The following is an 18,558-nucleotide window of genomic DNA, read 5'->3' on the forward strand; positions in this document are numbered from 1 at the left end:
CAGCGGCAGCGGCAGCGGCAGCGGCAGCGGCAGCGGCAGCGGCAGCGGCAGCGGCAGCCCAACGATCACGCAACTGTGATCGAGCGGGTCGCCAATCCGATTCTGGCAACCCGCCGAAACGCACGGCCCGAACCAGCCCAACCCTCTGCAGCAGCGCTCGGCCATCAGCGAGACAGCGTCCCGGCCTCCGCAATGACCTCGGCCGCAGTCGTCTTCAGTGGCCGCCGCGCTTGCGGTTGGTCCGGTGCGTGCCGACGACCGCCGACCGCGGTGGCCAGGTCCGGGGCAGGGCACCCCGGACCTCGATCGGCTCAGCCACGCACCGGTGGACCGTGGTGATGCCGACGCCGAAACGGGGCGTCGGCTGTAGGTATGACGCACTACACGTGGCCCCCGCATGAGCGCGGCAATCCGCAGCACGCTTTCCCGAGCCGCCCTCAGGCTCAGGGACTCGGCCCGGCAAGGGGTTGTGCAAAACGTTTTGGGTCCATAGCGTCCGGTTCGGACGGAAGGATCCGCATCATGCGCCGACTGATCGTGACCTCCTGCTCGGTGCTGGTCGTGCCCGAATCGGGCCCCTGCCGGGTGGAGGAGGACCAGGACATCCTGGTCGAGAACGGAGTGATCACCTGGCTGGGCCCGGCCGGCTCCGGGCCGGACGCCGTCGGGGCGGAGACCGTGGACGGCACGGGACTGACCGCCGTACCAGGTCTGGTGAACGCCCACACCCACGGCCCGATGACGCTGATGCGCGGGGCCGCTGAGGACGTGAGTGTGGAGGCCTGGTTCAACGAGCGGGTGTGGCCGATGGAGGTCAACCTCACCCCCGCCGACATCGGTCTCGGTGCCGAGCTGGCCTGTGCGGAGATGCTGCTCGGCGGGGTGACCACGTTCGCCGACCACTACTTCCACCCCGGGCGGATCGCCGACGCCGTCGTGCGTACGGGAATCCGGGCCGACATCGCACCGACCTACTTCAGCAGCCGGGGTCGCGCGGCTCTTGAACAGAGCGCCGAGACCGCCGCCGCCCTGCACGGCACCGCCGGCGGGCGGGTCACCGCGTCGCTGGGCCCGCACGCGCCGTACACCGTCGAGGACACGGACCTGGTCCGGCTCGCGGAGCTGGCCCGGGAGACGGGTCTGCGGATCCACATCCACGCCGCCGAGCACCTGGAACAGACCGAGTCGAGCCTGGCGCGGCGCGGCATCACCCCCATCGGAGTGCTGGAGCGGACCGGCGTGTTGGAGGCGGGCGCGCTCATCGCGCACGGGTGCGGCATCGTCCGCGAAGATCTGCCGCTGCTGGCGGCGCACCGGGACCGTACCGGCGTGGCCTGCTGCCCCAAGGTCTACCTGAAGCACGCTCTGCGTCCGCTGACTCCGGTACGGAGCCTGCTGGACGCCGGTGTGGCTGTCGGAGCCGGGACTGACGGGGCGGCCGGGCACAACACGCTCGACGTGTGGGAGGCGATGCGGCTGGTCGCGCTGACCCAGAAACAGGCGGAGCGGGACGCCACCTGGATGACGGTCTCCGACACGGTCCGGCTGGCCACGCGCGGCGGGGCCCAGGCGCTCGGGCTCGGCGACCGGATCGGCGCCCTCGAGCCGGGCCGGGCCGGTGACATCGTGCTGGTCGACCTGGGCGGAGTCCACTGCCGCCCGGTGCACGACCCGGTGGCGGCCCTGGTCTACAGCGCGCGGGCGAGCGATGTGCGCGCGGTCGTGGTGGACGGGCGGGTCGTGGTGCGGGACGGCCGGCTGCTGACCGTGGACCTGCCGGGGCTGCTGGCCGAGGTCGAGGCACGCGTGCCCGCGCTGCTGGACACCTCGCACGGCAGAGCGGTGCAGCACTATGACCCGTGAGCCGGACGAGGACGCGGGCCACCGCCGGATGCGGCGGCCCGCGTCGATCAAGGACGTGGCGGCGGCCGCCCGGGTCAGTGCGACCACGGTGTCGCACGTGCTGAGCGGCAACCGGCCGGTCGCGGAGGAGACGGCCGAGCGGGTCCGCACGGTCGTCAGCCGACTCGGCTACGTTCCCGCCTCAACGGCCCGCAATCTCCAGGCCGGTTCGACCAACGTCATAGGGCTGCTGGTGCCCGACATCACCAACCAGTTCTTCGCCGAACTCGCCAAGGGTGTCGACGACGCCGCCCACGACCTGGGCTACGGGGTCATCCTGTGCAACACCGAGTTCGACCCCGACCGCGAGGACCGCTATCTGGAGATGCTCCGCGGCCGGTTCATCGACGGCATGGTGTACGCCTCCGGCTCGCCGCCCTCCCGTGGCCGGCTGGCGTCACTGCTCGGGCGGTTCCCCATCGCTCTGGCCGACGAGGTCGTACCCGGTCTGCTGGAGCAGACCATCCTGGTCACCGCCGACCACCGGGCGGGCGGCCGACTCATCGGGCAGCACCTGCGGGAGCTGGGCCATCGCCGGGTGCTCGCGATCAGCGGCCCGGTGGACCTGGTCAGCAGCCTGGAACGGATCGCCGGTTTCCGGGAGGCGTTCGGCCACACGGGGGTCACCGAGGTCGAGGGCGCCTTCGTCGAACGGTCCGGCTACAACCTGGTCGCCGCGGCCCTGGAGGACGGCGGCCCGCATCACTTCACCGCGGTGTTCGCCGCCAACGACCTGATGGCGCTCGGCGCGGTCGCCGCCCTGGAGGACGCGGGCCTGCGCGTCCCCGACGACGTCTCCGTGGCGGGCTTCGACGACATCATGCTCGCCTCCCGTGTCCACCCCCGCCTCACCACCGTCCACCAGCCCGCCTACGACGTCGGCCGCACGGCAGGTGCCCAGTTGCTGAGCTACGTCCACCGGGATGAGGTACCCCCCGCCTCCCGGCACATCCTGCCCGTTCGGCTGAAGGTCCGCGCCAGTACGGCTCCCGTGCGTCCGGCCCCCTGACCACCTCACACGAGAACCACCGCACACATCACAGGAAAGGTCGTGCCGCGATGCCCCATGTCCTCGTCGTGGGTGAATCCTGGTTCACCCACTCCGTCCACCAGAAGGGGTTCGACTCCTTCTTCACCTCCGAGTATGTCGAGGGTGCCCAGGTCTTCCTCGACGCGCTGCGCGACCGCGGCCACACGGTGACGTACGTCCCGGCGCACGAGATTGCGACCGGGGTGCCCGCCACGGCCGAGGGCCTGGCGGCCTACGACGTCGTCGTGATCAGCGACGTCGGAGCCAACAGTTTCCAGCTCCCGCCTCAGACCTTCGCCCACTCTGTGCCCTCGCCGGACCGTACGGAACTGCTGCGGGCCTACGTGGAGCGCGGCGGAGGCCTGCTGATGGTGGGCGGCTATCTCACCTTCACCGGCATCGACGCCAAGGCTCGTTGGGGACGCACCCCGCTGGCTGCGGCGCTGCCGGTCGGTCTGCACGACCGGGACGACCGGGTGGAGCTGCCCGCCGGGGCCACACCGCGGGTCGTCGCCCGGCACCAGCTGGTCGAGGGGCTGGACGAGACCTGGCCGGATCTGCTCGGCCTCAACGAGGTGACGGTAAAGGACGGGGCGGACCTGCTCGTCGAGTGCGCGGGCCATCCGCTGCTGGCGGTGGGCGGCTACGGCGCGGGAAGGTCGGCGGCCTTTACGTCCGACCTGGCGCCGCACTGGGCCCCACCCACCTTCCTGGACTGGAAGGGCTACCCCGACCTGTGGGACCGGCTGGTCCGCTGGCTGGCACGGACCCCGGTGGAGGAGGACGTCTGATGGTCACCGCCCACATCTCGGCCGCCCCCGACGACTTCGCGCCGGACGTGCTGATGCCTGGCGACCCCCGCCGAGCACGCCGTATAGCCGAAACGATTCTCCAAGACGCCCGGCTGGTCACCGACGTGCGCGGCATCGAGGGATACACCGGAACATACCAAGGCGTGCCCCTGTCCGTCCTGGCCTCCGGCATGGGGATGCCGTCCGTCACGATCTACGCCACCGAGCTCTTCCGCTTCTACGGCGTGCGCAGCATCGTGCGGGTGGGCACCGCCGGCGGCATACCCGCCTCGGTGGGTCTGCGGGACGTCGTCGTGGCCACCGCCGCCCACACCGACTCGGCAATGGGCAGCCGTCGTATCGACGGAGTGCATCTGAGCCACGCCGCCTCCTTCGGCCTGGCCGCGGCCGCTGCACAGGCCGCCGGGGGCGGAGGCGGGATCGGGGACGGAGGCGGGATCGGGGACGGATCCGGACCGCGCGTGCACATCGGGCCCGTGTTCACCAGTGACCACTTCTACCTGGAGCGTGCGGCGCTGTTCGAGCGGCTGGAGGCGCACGGCACCCTGGCCGTGGAGATGGAGGCCGCGGGTCTGTACGCGACGGCCGCCGCCGAGGGCGGTCGCGCGCTTGCCGTACTGACGGTCAGCGATCACGTGCGCCGCGTGGAGGCGCTCACTCCGGCCGAGCGTGAGACCGACTTCGACCGTGCCGTCACCATCGCGGCCACCGCACTGTTCAGGGAAACAATCTCCTAACACAAGAACCCATAGCCAAATCGTTTTGCATTGCATAGCTTTCGGCCAATGACAAGGAACGGCCCCCGCTTGAGGACCCAAGAACTCAAGAACTCGAGAAAGAGATCGGAACGATGGACAAGATCAGAATTCTGGGGGCCGTCGCGGCGCTCTCCCTCTCCCTCACCCTCGCCGGATGCGGCGCCTCGACAGACACCGACTCCGCTCAGTCCGGAAAATCCGGAAAACTGAGAATCAAGTTCGTCGTCAACGGAAACCTCGGCGACCGTTCCTTCTTCGACTCCGCGTACGCGGGCCTGCAGAAGTCGGAGAAAGACCTCGGTTACAGCCTGAAGGTCGTCGAGCTGGGCAGCGACCGTACCAAGTGGTCCTCGGGCTTCGAGGACGCGGCTGCCGGCGACGACTACGACGTGCTCGCCGCGGGCACTGTCGACACCGTCGGCTTCGTCTCCAAACTGGCCCCGGAGTACCCGGACAAGAAGTTCTGGCTCTTCGACGGATCCGTCGACTACACGGGAAGGAGCGGCTGTTCCAACAAGTGCGCGAATGTCTACTCCGTCACCTTCAAACAGAACGAGGCCGCCTATCTCGCGGGATTCCTCGCCGACAAACTCGTCGCCTCCAAGGCCCTTCCCGGCGGCGCCGGAAACGGGAAGGTGGGGGTCATCGGCGGAGTGAAGATACCGGTCATCGAGGACTTCGTCGTCGGCTTCAAGGCGGGCTTCGAGGCAGCGGGCGGAAATCCGTCCTCCGATGTCCTCGTGCAGTACGTCGGCGGCGACAATCCGTTCGGCGACCCGGCCAAGGGCAAGCAGATCGCCTCGGCGATGTACGGGCAGGGGGCCGAACTGGTGTGGCCCGTCGCCGGATCCTCCGGCCTCGGGGTGTTCGAGTCGGCCGTCGCCACCAAGCGGTACGCCTTCGGGGTCGACTCCGACCAGTACAAGACGCTCACCGACGCGGCCCAGCGGCAGACCGTCGTCACCTCCATCCTCAAGAACGCCGGCAACGCCCTCTACCTGGCGGCGAGGGCGAACAAGGCCGGCACGCTCGCCTATGGCAAGCCCGCCGCCGTCGGCCTGGCCGAGGACGGCGTGGGCTACGTGGACAACGCCAACTTCGACAAGCTCGTTCCCGCCGCCGTACGCGCCGAACTCGAAGCGCAGGCCGCGAAGGTCAAGTCCGATGCCGTCAAGGTCCCTTCGGCCTTCTGACCTCCGAGGAACACTGGTGGAACCCATGGAGAAAACCGACGACACCGTGGACGGAACCCTCGACAAGGCCCCTGTCGCCCTGGAGACCGTGGGCCTGGGCAAGACCTACCCCAACGGCACCCGCGCCGTCAGCGACGTCGACCTGTCGGTCCCCGGCGGCGAGATCAGGGCGATCGTCGGACAGAACGGCGCCGGCAAGTCCACCCTGATGAAGCTGCTGTACGGACTCGAACAGCCGTCAATCGGGCACATCGGCGTGCACGGGCGACGGGTCAGGTTCTCGGGGCCTCAGGACGCCATCGCCCTCGGCGTGGGCATGGTCCACCAGAACTTCATGCTGGTCCCGTCGTTCACCATCGCCGAGAACGTCGTCCTCGGCGTCGAGCCCGGCCGGGCGGGCCGCGTCGACCGTGCGGCCGCCGCTGAACGTACCGTCGCACTCGCCGAGGAGGCGGGGCTCGCCGTCGACCCGGAGGCGAGGGTCGACGCGGTGTCCGTGGGGATGCGCCAGCGCGCCGAGATCCTCAAGGCCCTGCACCGCGGCGCCCGCGTCCTGATCCTCGACGAGCCCACCGCCGTGCTCACCCCCCAGGAGACCACCGACCTCTTCACGGCGGTCCGCAGGCTCCGCGACTCGGGCATGACCGTGCTGTTCATCTCCCACAAGCTCAAGGAGGTACGGGAGATCAGCGACCGCGTCACCGTCATGCGCGCCGGGTCGGTGATCGGCACCGTACGCACCGAGGAGGCGACGTCCGCGCAGCTGGCGTCCATGATGGTCGGCCGGGAGATGTCCCTCGACGTGCCGAAGCCCCCGGCGCGACCCGGGACGAGGGTGCTGCGCGTGCGCGGACTCTCGGGCCCTGCGGTGCACGGCGTGTCCTTCGACATCGCGGCCGGTGAGATCGTCGGCCTCGCGGGCGTCGAGGGCAACGGCCAGACCGAACTCGTCGAACTCCTCGCCGGACTGCGCCGCCCCACCGCCGGATCGGTCACCGTCGACGACGCCGACGTCACCCACCTCGACGCTGCGGGCCACCGCAAGGCCGGTGTCGCCCACGTGCCCGAGGACCGGCTGTCCAACGGGGCGGCCCTGGACCGGTCCATCGCCGACAACCTGATCGTCGACCGCCACGACCGACCCCCGGTCGCACGCCGAGGCATCATGCGCACCCGCCGCGTACTCGAGCTCGCGGAGGACCTGATCGGCCGCTACGCGATCCGCGCCCCGCACCCCGACACGGCGGCCGGGGCACTGTCCGGCGGCAACCTGCAGAAGGTCGTCGTCGCCCGCGAACTGTCCGCCCAGCCTGACCTGTTGCTTGCCGCGCAACTGACCCGGGGCGTAGACATCGGCGCCATGCACTTCATGTACGAGCGGCTCATCGAAGCCCGTGACGCGGGCGCGGCGGTGCTGCTGGTCTCCGCCGACCTCGGTGAACTGCTCGCGCTCTCCGACCGGTTGCTGGTGATCAAGGACGGCCGGCTCGTCGCCCGCTTCGACGACCCGGCCGGACTCACCGAGGAGGCCACCGGCCTGTACATGCTCGGTGTGCAGCGGCACCCGGACGAGCGGATCACGGCAGGTGTCCGATGACCTCCATCCTCAAACCGACCGTGGAACAACGAGAGCCGTCCAAGACGCGGGGGCGCCGGGATTTCCTCGCCACCCGACGCCGCACGGCAGTCGTCGAGCTGACGATGACGGTGCTGACCGTCGCCGTCGCCGTCCTCATCGCCTTCCTGGTGGTCCTGGCCACCGGCAAGGACGTCACCGGCGCACTTGACGCCCTGCTCACCGGCCCGCTGGAGCGCACACCTCGGATCGGCCGCTGGCTCGCCGACGCCACCACCCTGGCGCTGCTCGGCCTGTCCGTCGCGATCCCCTTCCGGGCCCGGCAGATCAGCCTCGGCGCCGAGGGCCAGGTGTACGCCGGCGCCCTGGCGAGCGCGCTCGTGGCGATCAACTTCCATCTGCCGCCCGTCGCCGCCGTCCTGGTACCGCTCGTGGTCGCCGCCCTCGCCGGGGGCGCGCTGGGCGCGGTGCCGGGGGTGATGAAGGCCCGCCTCGGCGCCAACGAGATCGTGACCACGCTGATGCTGAACGCCGTGGTCGTGCGGGTCTTCGACTATCTCCTCACCGACCATCTCAAGGCGCCCGACAGCAGCGCCGTACAGTCCGCCCCCGTGCGGCCCGACTCGGTGCTGCCCTTCCTCTCGGACTTCTTCGGCGTCCCTCTGGACCAGGCGAACGTCGGCCTCTTCGGGATGCTGGCGGTGGCCGCCGCCGTCTGGTTCCTGCTCGCCAGGACACCGCTCGGCTACCGCATCCGCATCACCGGTTCCAACCCGGACTTCGCCCGCTACGGCGGCCTCGACGTGCCGCGCACCATCGAGTGGAGCTTCGTCGTCGGCGGCGCGCTGGCCGGCCTGGCCGGAGCCCACCTCGCGCTCGGGATCTACGGCGGACTCCAACCCGACATGGCCGGCGGGCTGGCCTTCGAGGGCATCGTCGTCGCCCTGCTGGGCCGCAACAACCCGGCCGGCGTGGTCGCCGCCGCGCTCCTCTACTCGTACCTACGCGTCGGCGGCGACGTGATGGAGCAGCAGACGAACGTCGGCTCCGAGGCCGTGACCATCATCCAGGCGGTCATCGTGCTGCTCGTGACCGCCCGGGCGCTGCCCGAACTCGTCAAGCGGTACCTCGCCCGAAGGGAGGCACGCTGATGGGCCCCGTCCTCGACGTCGTGCTCAGCACCGGATTCCTCGCCGCGATCCTCGGGGTGTCGACGCCGTACGTCCTCGCCGCCCTCGGCGGGCTGCTGGCCGAGCGGGCCGGGGTGCCCAACATCGCCCTGGAGGGCTCGATGCTGTCCGCCGCCTGCACGGGCACGCTGATCGCCGGGTACAGCGGCTCGGTGTGGGCCGGCGCCGTCTGCGGGATCGCCGCCGGCGCGCTGCTCGCCCTGCTGCTCGGCGTGCTGCACCTGTACCTCGGCGCGGACGCCATCATCGCGGGCATCGGCCTGAACCTCCTTGCGGCGGGCGTGACCGCGTACACCGTGTACGCGCTGCTCGGCGACAAGGGCGGGACCAGCCGACTGCACAGCGGCGCGCTGCCCTCCGTCCGTCTGCCGCTGGTCGAGGACGTTCCCGGCCTCGGCGCGGTGCTCAGCGGGCAGAACGTGCTGACCTGGGCCGCGCTCGCCGCCGCCCCGGCGGTCGCCTGGCTGCTGTACCGGGCCCGGTTCGGCTTCCACCTGCGCGCGGTCGGGGAGCACCCCGAGGCGGCACGCTCGGTCGGCATCCACGTCCACCGGGTCCAGTTCCGCGCCCTCGCGCTGAGCGGCGCGCTGGCCGGGGCTGCCGGAGTGTTCCTGAGCATGGGCGCCGTGTCCTTCTTCGTCACCGGTATGACCGCCGGCCGTGGTTACATCGCCTTGGCCGCCGTCTTCCTGGGCGCGCTGCGCCCCTGGGGCGTGTTCCTGGCCGCCCTCGGCTTCGGCACCGCCGAGGCCCTCGCCGTCCAGCTCGGCAATCTCGCCGTCCCGTCCCAGCTGGTCTCCGCGATCCCGTACGTCTTCACCCTGCTGGCGCTGGGGTTCTTCGCCTGGCGCCGCCGTCGCGCGTCACGTACCGCTCCCGCATCACCGCCCGGCCTGCCCACCTTGGAGACCCCATGAGCATCCGCGCCGTCCGCGCCCGCATCATCGCTTCCGCCGTCGTTCTCGCCGCGCTCCCCGCCCTCGTCGGCACCCCGGCCGCCGCCCAAGGCAGCGGCATACGGCTGGACTTCCTCGGCGAGCGGGAACTACCGAACGCGATGACCTTCCAGGGCACCACCGTCGGCGGGCTGTCCGCCATCAGCTACGACGCGAGGACCGGCACGTACTACGTGATCAGCGACGACCGGTCGCAGACCGGCCCCGCCCGCCTCTACACCGCTCACGTCGACTTCGCCGACGGCACCCTCAAGGGCGTCGAACTCACCGGCACCCACCCCTGGCTCCGCCCGGACGGCACCACCTTCCCGCCCACCTCGACCGCCACCTCAACCGTGGCACCCGACCCGGAGGGCATCGCCGTCGACCCGCGCGACGGCAGCCTGGCCTGGACGAGCGAGGGCGAACGCATCGTCCCGTCCGACGGCCCGGCCCTCCTCGGCGACCCCTGGATCCGCCGCGCCACCAGGACCGGCGCCTACACCGGACAGCTCCCGCTGCCCCCGCAACTGCACATGGATTCCCAGGAGTTCGGTCCCCGCAAGAACCAGACCCTCGAAGGAGTCACCTTCACCCCGGACGGACGGCGGATCGTCACAGCCATGGAGGACCCCCTCTACCAGGATGGCGACGACCCCACCCCCGAGCACGGCGCGCTCACCCGCATCACCGTCCAGGACGCACGCACCGGACAGCCGCTGGCCCAGTACGCCTACCCCCTGGAACCACTGTTCGCCACGCCCCCCGCGGGCAGCACCGACACCAACGGCGTCAGCGACATCGTGGCCCTCGGCCACGACCGCTTCCTGCTCCTGGAGCGCGCCTCGATCTACACCGACAACAACTGGAAGGCCCGCATCTACCTGGCCGACCTCCACGGTGCCACCGACGTCCTCGGCCGCGATTCCCTCACCGACACGTCCGCGCGGCCGGTCCGGCCGGTCCGCAAGACGCTCGTGACCGACCTGTCCGACGTACCCGGGCTGCCCCGAGTCGACAACGTCGAGGGCATCACCCTCGGCCCCCGACTCCCCGACGGCCGCCGCACCGTCGACCTGGTCTCCGACGACAACTTCGCCGCACGCCAGGTGACCCAGTTCATCGCCTTCGCGGCCCACGGAATCTGAAGTGTCAGTCCCCTGTTCGCGTAGAGACGTCGGTCATGGGGCCCGGCCTTCCTGATCGGTCCGGGCTCGCGCTTTCCGGATGATCCGGTCGAACCCGACGCGCGTTTTCCCGAGGGACTCCTCGACACCAACATCATGATCCTTCGCAAGTGGATCAACCCAGAGGAACTGCCCGCCGAGATGGCCGTCACCGCCATCACCTTGGCCGAACTCTCCGCAGGCCCGCACCAGGTCCGCGGCAACGGTCAGACACTCCCCGCCTGCGTAGGCGGGTCCGCGATGAGGCCGAGGCGTACCGAGCGGCCGACCTCGGAGCGCAGTTCGGTGAACTCGGCCCGGCGGTGGGCGACATGCGCGAGCATCTCCGCGAACGTCAGCGGTGTCGACTGCGTCGACGAGGCCGGCCCGTCGTCGGCCGACGGTTCGATGGGTGGCGTCATCACGGGACTCCTTGAACGGCAACGAGGTCCGGTGGTCGGGCGCCGTACGGGCTTTGGCGGGTGACGAAGACTTTCGTGCCGGGGGCCTGGAGTGATCGCTCCGACGAGGACATCCAGCAGGCCCTGCCCTCATCGTGTACGGCTGGAAATACGGCTTACCCCGTCTCGCAGAGGGACTTGACGTCGATCGGGTCGCCTTCGCAGAAATCGGTGTTGGCGCCCCCGTTGAGGGTGTCGGCGACACCGTCCACGGCTTGGAGGCTGTCCGCGCCGCCCTCGCCGAAGAGGAAGTCGCTTCCGGCGCCCCCGACGATGATGTCGTCGCCGATGCCGCCGAGGATGCTGTCGGTGCCCCCGAGGCCGACCAGGATGTCTGTCGACTCGTTTCCGAAGAGGGTGTCGTCGAACTGGCTGCCGGTGATGCCCTCGAAGTCGTTGAGGACGGTGTCGCCTTCTCCTGCGGCGCCGTCGTCGGCGCCGAGGGCGTCGAGGTCGACGGTCACGCCCGAACCGCTGTCCTCGTAGCTGACGATGTCCGTGGTACCGCCCCCGCCGCCCATCGTGTCGGCTCCGGGGCCGCCGATGACCCGGTCGACGTTGTCGCCGCCGAAAAGGGTGTCGTTGCCCGGCCCGCCGTTGAGGATGTTGGTGAGCGGCCCGGGGCCGCCGTTGATGACGTCGTTGCCCGGCCCGCCCCTCAGATCCCCTGGGACAGCGCCGACCTTGTTGATGGTGTCGTCGCCGTCCCCGGCATTGACTATGACCGTGCTGGTGGGGATGGTGATGCTGCAGCTCACCGTGCCGTCGCTGTTGGACACACAGCCGGCGCCGGCTGTCAGGGTGTCACCTTGGTCCCGGATGGTGACGTTGCTCCCCAACAGGATGATCGTGAACCTGTTCGCGCGGCCCGCCGCCGCGTTCACGATCACGTTGCCGTCGATCCTTGCCACGCCGGTGGCCGCATTCGCCGGCGGCCCGGTCAGGGTTACCGCGGAACCCGCCATCGCGGCGACCACCATGACACGTACCCACGTTTTTCTGCCCATCGGCTCCTCCTCGCCTCTCCTGCCTGGTTCCTGACTGAGAGTGCCTGCGTCGCCGTGGCATCGCTTGAGTAGTCGGTACTCATGTCTACGACGGGCGGTGAGGGTGATCCGGCTGTGCGCCGCGTGGTGGTGTCCCCAGGGTCCGGGCCAGTTCGCGGCGGGTGGTGACGCCGAGTTTGGTGTAGGCGTGGTGGAGGTGGTTGTCGACGGTGCGTACCGACAGGGTCAGGGTGTGGGCGATGTCTTTGCTGGTGTTGCCGGCTGCGGCGAGCAGGGCGATCTCGCGTTCGCGGGTGGTGAGCGCGACAGCGGCCTCGACAGTGGCCAACAGGGGTGTGCCTGCCCCTTCGCAGCGGGCCAGAGCTGTGGCGGCCCGGTGGGCGGCCGCTGAGCCGCGGCGGGGGTGGCCGGTGCGGCGCCAGGCGTGCGCGGCCGCGGTGGCCGCTTCGGCGGCGAGCAGGTCCGCGCCGATGGCCTCGCACGTGTCGGCCGCCTGAAGGAGCTGGTCGGGTTCGTCGGCGGCCAGTGCCACTGCCAGACGGGCGCGGGCGGTGGCAAGCGCCCCGTCGCATGTCTGGGCGATTTCGGTCAGCCGGCGCGCGGCGACCTTGGCTCCGCCGAGACGGGCGACATCGGTCAGCAGCAACGATTCGCCAGTGAGATGGCCGGTCGCGTGGGCTGTGCGGGCGGCGGCGGTGAGTACGGAACGTGCCCGGGCCACATGGCCGCGGGCGGCCAGCAGCCAGGCCTCGCCCAGGCGTTCCTCCCCGGCGGACAGCAGGCCCGGTGCCCGCAGTGGCAGGGTGCGGTGCTCTTCGAGCATGGTTTCGGCCGCTTCCAGGTCCCCCAGCACGGCCGCGCAGGCCGCGAGGCCGCCGAGCACCAGGCGCAGGGCCATGGCGTGGTTGATGGGGCGGGCCAGGGCGGCGGCCTCGGCCCACCAGCGGCGGGCGGTCGCGGGGTGGCCGGCAAGCCACTCCGTGCGGCCCAGAAGAACCGCCATCCAGGTCCGCACACCGGAACCGGCGGCAGTGAGTTCGGTGTAGGCACGCTTACCCTCCCGGCGGGCCTCGGCCGGGCGACCGGCTTCGGTGAGAGCGAGGACGAGCGGGATGCGGTGGAAGGCGGGATGGGAGGCCAGGGCGTGTTCTTCGACCTGCCGGTGGGCGGCGTGAGCGCGTTCCGCCCAGGTCGCTGCCTCGTCGGTGCGGCCCACCAGTGCCAGCCCGGCGGGCTTCATCCAGGCACCTCGTACCCAGGCGTTGACGTCGGAGGCGTCGCTGACCTCGGTTTCGAGATCCTCCAGCAGGGCCAGTCCCTGGGCGGGCCGGCCGGCGGCGATCCGTAGGAAGCCCTCGTTGATCGTGAGGTCGCGGCGAACGGCCGGATCGGTGATCTGATCCAGGGCAGCGGCGTTGACCCCGAGTGCCTCGGTGATCGGAGCGTTACTCCACAGCAGGTTCGTCGTCCGGACCAGAGCGACCGCGAGCTTGTCCTGTTCAGTGACAGCAAGGGTGTCGGCCTGGGCGAGCGCTGCCTCGGCCTGGTTCCAACGGCCCGTCTCCAAAAAGGCCTCGCCAAGCCTCAAGCCGGTGACGACGGTGTGGTGCTTTTCGGGCAGGGCCTGAAGGAGCGCGATGGTCTGGGGATAGTCATGGGCGTGGCGGGCCAGCACAGCGGCCTGGACAAGTAGTTCGGGGTCGGCGGTGCCGGTGGCGGCCAACCGCCAGGTGGCGATGCGCAGCAGGTCGCCGCGGCGGCGGGCGCCACGGGCCTCGACGCGTGCCGCCTGGTCCAGTAACAGGGTCCGGCGGCGCAGGACCGGCAGGCCGGCGCGCAACACCTCACCGTACAGCGGGTGAGCCAGGGACACGGTGGTGCGCCGCCGGTCCTGGGTGACGCGGATCAGCCCGGTCTGTTCCAGGGCTGCCAGCACCGCTGCCGGGGCCAGGGCTTCCGTATCGGCCAGGGACAGAGGTTCGCACAGCGCCAGCAACTCCAGAACGGGGCGCCCGGCGGAGTCCGCGGTGGCCACCCGGGCCCCGATCACTTCGGTCAGCCGTACGGTGTTGGGCAGCCGGCCCTCGCGTAAGTGCCAGATCTCCCCGTCCTCGGCCAGTTCCCCGGTATGCAGGGCCCCGAGGACCAGTTCCCGCAGGTACAGCACGTTGCCGCCACTGGCGGCCGACAACTCGTGCAGGGTACGCAGGGCAACCGGTCCCCCGAGCGCGGCCTGCAGCAGTTCCTCGGTCTGCTCCGGGCTCAGTACGGTCAGGTCGGCCCGGTACACCGCGTCCCCGCCCCGCAGCGCCGCGACAGAGTCTCCGTACGGCTCACCGGTACGGACGGTGCCGATCAGCAGGAGCACTCCGGTGTCCATCAGCTGCCGCAGAAGCATCGCCGAGGCTGAATCCAGATGGTGCATGTCATCGACCAGCAGTGCCCACCGCCGCTGCCCCGACCTGTTGGCCAACTCTTCGGTGACCGCGGCGAACCCGGCCACCGGGTCGGACAGATCCACCCCTGCGGGCAGCAGGTGCGCGATGGCTCCGAGCGGAACCGCACCGGCCGAGGCGCTCGCGGTGGCCCGCCCCACCCGGAAGTCTTCCGCAGCGGCCCGCTCCAGGCACTCCTCGGCCAGCCGGGACTTGCCCACACCGGCGGCCCCGCCCACGACGAACCCCCGGCACTCCCGGTCAGACATCGCGGCGGCGAAAGACGTCAGCTCCGCCCCGCGTCCCACCAACGGCCAACGACCCAGCGAATCCCGCACTCCGACTCCCCACTGCCGTCTTCGTGTCCCTGTCGCAGGGCTACGAAGACGGTAATAGGGGGGTGCCTACAACCGCAGTAGTCCGCCTCCGCCAAGTTCGACGAAGGGGATAGAACCTCCGCACAGCGGATTCCCTTACCAACGCGATGGTGCTCCACCCCGGGCACCGGGGTGGAGCACCATCCCTGACGTCAAGAGGCGAAACGAGTCTCGAACCCGCCCGCAGCGGATTCCCCTTCCAACGCGCAGAGGCCCCACCCCCCGCGCTCGGGGCGGAGCCTCTGTCGCCGTTGTCGCAGGCCCACCCGATTACCCGCTACGGATGCGGGGCGGATCAGCCCCGCATCCGTAGCGGGTAATCGGGTGGCATCACAGGAAGGGACCTGTCTGGTTCGATGGGCAGCGGGGCGGCGGGTCGTCAGGACCCGCTGTTGATTTCGGCGAACCGGCGGCCACCGGAGTGGCCAGTCGCATGCCTGGGGAAAGGGCCGATCAGGAAGTGACGACGGGGGTGGGCCGTGGGCGGAGACTGGCCACAAGAATGTAGATGCTGAGGACAAGAGCCCACGCGGGGAAGACCAGCTCGGACCAGGCGATGCTGCCCGTCACGAGGAGCAGCGTCAGAGCGACGAGATAGCCCAGGAGGGAAAGCCAGCGCGGAAGGACTCCCAGTCGATGTCCGATGTTGGAGGCCGAGAAGGTGAAGACGGCGGCCATGCGCATCGCGTAGGTCGTCAGCAGGCTGAAGGTGATGTGACGGCCGAAGGACCACACATGCAGCTGGGAGTCGGCTCCGGACGCACCGGCCATGACCAACAGGCCCCCGGCCGCCGCCGCGGCGCCGAAAAGGGTCGCCACGAACAGCAGACCACTGCCCAGGAAGACCGTGGCGAAGAACTGGTCCTCCGCCGCTCCGATACGTGCGCGCACGGCGCCCATGAACCACAGGAAGAAGATGCCTGCGAAGGGAATGAGGTTCAGCGCCGTCTGTACCGTATGTAGACGCGAGGGGTCAGCGACCCAGCTGTTACTCAGGTCGCTTGACTCGTCCGGTATCGCTACGCGGACCAGGATGATGGCCGCGGCGAGCAGCAGGGCGAAGACGATCCCCACCAGTCCCGCGGCCCGTGGGGTGCGCAGCGCCTGAAGCTTCCTCTCCATGGGCGGCCTTTCGCCTCCTTTCCCTGCGATGTGCCCCGGTCCGGGGAAAGTCTGTTCCCCCCGCCCGATGGCGGTGGATAAGCGTCGGAGGGCGCCGGTCCCGCCCGCGCGTCACAGGTCTGATGAGCCACTGCGACGTCGCGCGCACGCCCGGAAGGCGACTAGGACCAGCAAGCACCGGTGTAGGTCGGCGTGCCACTGGAACTGTCCGTGCGGGTGACGTTCCCGGACCAGCGGTGAGTGCGGCCGTGTGAGTGTGTCCTCGGTCCTGGCGCCGCCAAGTCGCGAGGCCACGGTGTTCGATCCGGGGATCGGTGGCGTCGACGTGAATGACGACTTCGTTCAGCCCGCCGGGCAGCCGGGCCCAAAGGCGAGGCGCCGGTCACGGACCCAGGAGCGTGGAGGTTTCGTTGGCGGCCGGCGGCCTGTTCTGGCGGACTCTGGGCACCCCGCCCGCCCGGGGCGAGCAGGACGATCGGGTCTCTGGTCGGCTGAGGAGGAGCCCCGGACGGCGCGAGTGCCGTTCCCTTCGCACAAGCAGCCGTACGGAACCGCCGGACCCGGTCCCAGTGTCGTAAGCGCCGTATAGGCTCAGGACCCCCTTAAGTGCCCTGTATCGGCAGGGGAGTTCGGCAACGCATCGGGGAGACTCTCATGACTACCGGCGCAGGCGACTTACTGAGCCCACTGGGACCGCAGGACCCGCGAGAAACCGCTGGTTACCGACTGCAGGCGCGGATCGGTGAAGGCGGTATGGGCACCGTCTACCTCTCGCACACCCGCGGCGGCCAGCCGGTCGCGCTCAAGGTGATCCGCCGCGAGTACGGCCAGGACCAGGAGTTCCGCCGCCGTTTCGAGCACGAGGTCCGGGCGGCCCGCCGGGTGCAGGGCTACCACATCGTACCGGTGGTCGATCACGACACGACCGGCGAACTTCCCTGGCTGGCCTCGGCGTTCGTTGCGGGTATCCCGCTGCACAACGCGCTCGCGGCGTTCGGTCCGCTGCCGCTGCCCGCGGTCTTCCAGCTGGTCGGCTGCACGGCCCGCGCCCTGTCCGCGATCCATGCGGCAGGTGTCGTCCACCGCGACCTCAAGCCCAGCAATATTCTGTTGGGCTCCCAGGGCCCGTACGTCATCGACTTCGGCATCGCACGCGCCGCTGACGCCACCCAGCTCACCTGGTCCGGCGGTGTGATCGGCACCCCGCAGTACATGTCGCCGGAGCACGCACTGGGCGAGCAGGTCGGCCCGGCAACCGACGTCTTCTCGCTCGGCCTGATAGCGGCTGTCGCAGCCGCGGGGCGCCATCCGTACGGCGACGGCGGCGCCATCACGATCGCCGCCCAGATCGCGAACACGGCCCATCGCCCGCCTCAGCTCGGCGGGTACGACGACAAACTGCGCCCCCTGCTGGAACGCTGCCTGACGGCGGACCCGGACGAGCGCATAGGCACGGAGGAGCTGGCTGCGCACTGTCAGGAGCTGGCCGGCTGCCTGCTCAGCGACTTCGGCGGCTGGCTCCCGGCCCCGCTCGCCGCCGAGATCGTCCGCCGCGAGCAGGCCGCGCAGACCCCGCCCCCGCCGACAGTTCCTCCGCTCCCGACGGCCGCTCTGACAGCGCCCCCTGAGACCACTTCCACGACACCGCCGCCGTCCCCGGCCACCGACCGCGGGTCAACCGGGGTGAACGGGGCGACCGGCCCGGAGGTTCCCACCGCGACGCCTGCCGAGGGCTTCGGCCCAGCGGGTCCGGTACCCACGCCGGGCTACGGCTACCCGCCGCCCGGCACCGGCACCGGCACCTACCACCTCACCCCGGCCGACCCCACCTCGGCCTCGCCCGCCCCCGTGAGGCGCCGGGGCCTGAAGATGGCCCTCATCGCTGCCGCCCTGGTCCTCGCGGTGGGCGCGGGCGCGGCGGGGGCCGTGTGGGTGCTCGGCAAGGACGACAACGGCCAAGGCAGCGACCAGGCGGACGGCGACGGCAGCACGGCGAGCTCGACGTCCAGCGCGTCCGGGACCGACGCGGACGGGACACCAGGCAACGGAGAGGAGGCGCCGACGCCGACCAAGCCCCCGTCGGCGCCGGCGGGTGCGTCGTACGAGCTGCAATTCGAGGGCAGGGAGTTTACGCTCCGCACGCCCACCACGCTCGGCTACACCGCCGTCGACTTCGACGAGCCGAAGGCCGACACCGAGGGCGAAATGGACGACGCTCTGCGGGACATGACCGTTGAGGACACCGAGTGGACGTTCGATACCACGATGGGCAAGAGCGCGGGCACCACGGCCGAGGAGTGCCAGAAGGGAGCGAAGGCGGATGTCCTGCCCTCCACCGTGGCCCCCGACTCCTTCGGCGAGAAGGCGTTGATCAGCAAGGGCGCCCGCCTCTGCACGGTCACCAATGACGGCAACCTCGCCATGTACGAGATCACCGGGCTCACCGCGTCTCGGTGGAGCTTCGAGGTGCCCACCGTCCAGGGCAGGCTGACCCTCTGGAAGATCACCGAGTAGGCCCACGTACGTGACTGGGTGCCCGGGTCGGCGGCGCAGTGCGACGGAGGGCCGCAGAACAGCGCCCGAAGCCGCCGGAG

The 18,558-nt window shown here is 70.5% G+C and carries 14 protein-coding genes; 10 read left to right on the top strand and 4 right to left on the bottom strand.

Annotated features, from left to right (window positions below):
- The first annotated feature begins 522 nt into the window (after positions 1-522).
- The 9 genes from AB0H86_RS13335 (at position 523) to AB0H86_RS13375 (ending at position 10,544) form a co-directional block, all read left to right on the top strand.
- Complete coding sequence (locus AB0H86_RS13335) at positions 523-1,863, top strand: amidohydrolase (protein WP_362436685.1); 1,341 nt, start codon at positions 523-525, stop codon at positions 1,861-1,863.
- Entirely contained in the window at positions 1,853-2,911 is a 1,059-nt protein-coding gene (locus tag AB0H86_RS13340; protein WP_362436688.1) for a LacI family DNA-binding transcriptional regulator, read from the top strand. Before AB0H86_RS13335 ends, AB0H86_RS13340 begins: the two co-directional genes overlap by 11 nt.
- Before the next feature lie 50 nt (positions 2,912-2,961).
- Positions 2,962-3,723: a glutamine amidotransferase gene (locus AB0H86_RS13345; RefSeq protein ID WP_362436690.1), complete on the top strand. Its 762-nt coding sequence runs from the start codon at positions 2,962-2,964 to the stop codon at positions 3,721-3,723.
- Entirely contained in the window at positions 3,723-4,481 is a 759-nt protein-coding gene (locus AB0H86_RS13350; protein WP_362436692.1) for a DeoD-type purine-nucleoside phosphorylase, read from the top strand. Before AB0H86_RS13345 ends, AB0H86_RS13350 begins: the two co-directional genes overlap by 1 nt.
- Before the next feature lie 113 nt (positions 4,482-4,594).
- On the top strand, positions 4,595-5,695 hold the full coding sequence (locus tag AB0H86_RS13355) for a BMP family ABC transporter substrate-binding protein (protein ID WP_362436693.1): 1,101 nt from the start codon (positions 4,595-4,597) through the stop codon (positions 5,693-5,695).
- A gap of 25 nt (positions 5,696-5,720) precedes the next feature.
- Entirely contained in the window at positions 5,721-7,292 is a 1,572-nt protein-coding gene (locus AB0H86_RS13360; protein ID WP_362436694.1) for an ABC transporter ATP-binding protein, read from the top strand.
- On the top strand, positions 7,289-8,422 hold the full coding sequence (locus AB0H86_RS13365; RefSeq protein ID WP_362436695.1) for an ABC transporter permease: 1,134 nt from the start codon (positions 7,289-7,291) through the stop codon (positions 8,420-8,422). The genes AB0H86_RS13360 and AB0H86_RS13365 overlap by 4 nt, the downstream gene beginning before the upstream one ends.
- Positions 8,422-9,378, top strand: coding sequence for an ABC transporter permease (locus AB0H86_RS13370; protein WP_362436697.1), 957 nt, complete (start codon positions 8,422-8,424; stop codon positions 9,376-9,378). Before AB0H86_RS13365 ends, AB0H86_RS13370 begins: the two co-directional genes overlap by 1 nt.
- Positions 9,375-10,544: an esterase-like activity of phytase family protein gene (locus tag AB0H86_RS13375; RefSeq protein WP_362436699.1), complete on the top strand. Its 1,170-nt coding sequence runs from the start codon at positions 9,375-9,377 to the stop codon at positions 10,542-10,544. Before AB0H86_RS13370 ends, AB0H86_RS13375 begins: the two co-directional genes overlap by 4 nt.
- Before the next feature lie 245 nt (positions 10,545-10,789).
- On the opposite strand, the gene AB0H86_RS13380 is transcribed toward AB0H86_RS13375, so the two are convergent.
- The 4 genes from AB0H86_RS13380 to AB0H86_RS13395 all read right to left on the bottom strand — a co-directional run bounded on the left by AB0H86_RS13380 (position 10,790) and on the right by AB0H86_RS13395 (position 15,964).
- The gene (locus AB0H86_RS13380) at positions 10,790-10,984 is read right to left on the bottom strand and encodes a hypothetical protein (protein WP_362436701.1); all 195 of its coding nucleotides are present in this window, start codon (positions 10,982-10,984) and stop codon (positions 10,790-10,792) included.
- 155 nt (positions 10,985-11,139) lie between these two features.
- The gene (locus tag AB0H86_RS13385) at positions 11,140-12,030 is read right to left on the bottom strand and encodes a calcium-binding protein (RefSeq protein WP_362436703.1); all 891 of its coding nucleotides are present in this window, start codon (positions 12,028-12,030) and stop codon (positions 11,140-11,142) included.
- An 85-nt stretch (positions 12,031-12,115) separates the two neighbouring features.
- Positions 12,116-14,803 carry a LuxR C-terminal-related transcriptional regulator gene (locus AB0H86_RS13390; protein ID WP_362436705.1) on the bottom strand — a complete coding sequence of 896 codons (2,688 nt, stop codon included), beginning with the start codon at positions 14,801-14,803 and terminating at the stop codon, positions 12,116-12,118.
- Positions 14,804-15,295: 492 nt separating this feature from the next.
- Entirely contained in the window at positions 15,296-15,964 is a 669-nt protein-coding gene (locus AB0H86_RS13395; RefSeq protein ID WP_362436707.1) for a hypothetical protein, read from the bottom strand.
- Between the two features lie 654 nt (positions 15,965-16,618).
- On the opposite strand from AB0H86_RS13395, the gene AB0H86_RS13400 reads away from it, so the two are divergent.
- Complete coding sequence (locus AB0H86_RS13400) at positions 16,619-18,478, top strand: serine/threonine-protein kinase (protein ID WP_362436709.1); 1,860 nt, start codon at positions 16,619-16,621, stop codon at positions 18,476-18,478.
- The last annotated feature ends 80 nt before the right edge of the window (positions 18,479-18,558 follow it).

It is taken from the genome of Streptomyces sp. NPDC050997, from assembly GCF_040660135.1.
Taxonomy (GTDB): Bacteria; Actinomycetota; Actinomycetes; order Streptomycetales; family Streptomycetaceae; genus Streptomyces.

Excerpts from the sequence above, each read along its gene's own strand:
- AB0H86_RS13370 (WP_362436697.1), top strand. The coding sequence starts at position 8,422 with ATGGGCCCCGTCCTCGACGTCGTGCTCAGCACCGGATTCCTCGCCGCG.
- AB0H86_RS13335 (WP_362436685.1), top strand. The coding sequence starts at position 523 with ATGCGCCGACTGATCGTGACCTCCTGCTCGGTGCTGGTCGTGCCCGAA.
- AB0H86_RS13375 (WP_362436699.1), top strand. The coding sequence starts at position 9,375 with ATGAGCATCCGCGCCGTCCGCGCCCGCATCATCGCTTCCGCCGTCGTT.
- AB0H86_RS13360 (WP_362436694.1), top strand. The coding sequence starts at position 5,721 with ATGGAGAAAACCGACGACACCGTGGACGGAACCCTCGACAAGGCCCCT.
- AB0H86_RS13365 (WP_362436695.1), top strand. The coding sequence starts at position 7,289 with ATGACCTCCATCCTCAAACCGACCGTGGAACAACGAGAGCCGTCCAAG.
- AB0H86_RS13385 (WP_362436703.1), bottom strand. The coding sequence starts at position 12,030 with ATGGGCAGAAAAACGTGGGTACGTGTCATGGTGGTCGCCGCGATGGCG.
- AB0H86_RS13340 (WP_362436688.1), top strand. The coding sequence starts at position 1,853 with ATGACCCGTGAGCCGGACGAGGACGCGGGCCACCGCCGGATGCGGCGG.
- AB0H86_RS13345 (WP_362436690.1), top strand. The coding sequence starts at position 2,962 with ATGCCCCATGTCCTCGTCGTGGGTGAATCCTGGTTCACCCACTCCGTC.
- AB0H86_RS13350 (WP_362436692.1), top strand. The coding sequence starts at position 3,723 with ATGGTCACCGCCCACATCTCGGCCGCCCCCGACGACTTCGCGCCGGAC.
- AB0H86_RS13395 (WP_362436707.1), bottom strand. The coding sequence starts at position 15,964 with ATGGAGAGGAAGCTTCAGGCGCTGCGCACCCCACGGGCCGCGGGACTG.
- AB0H86_RS13355 (WP_362436693.1), top strand. The coding sequence starts at position 4,595 with ATGGACAAGATCAGAATTCTGGGGGCCGTCGCGGCGCTCTCCCTCTCC.
- AB0H86_RS13400 (WP_362436709.1), top strand. The coding sequence starts at position 16,619 with ATGACTACCGGCGCAGGCGACTTACTGAGCCCACTGGGACCGCAGGAC.
- AB0H86_RS13380 (WP_362436701.1), bottom strand. The coding sequence starts at position 10,984 with ATGACGCCACCCATCGAACCGTCGGCCGACGACGGGCCGGCCTCGTCG.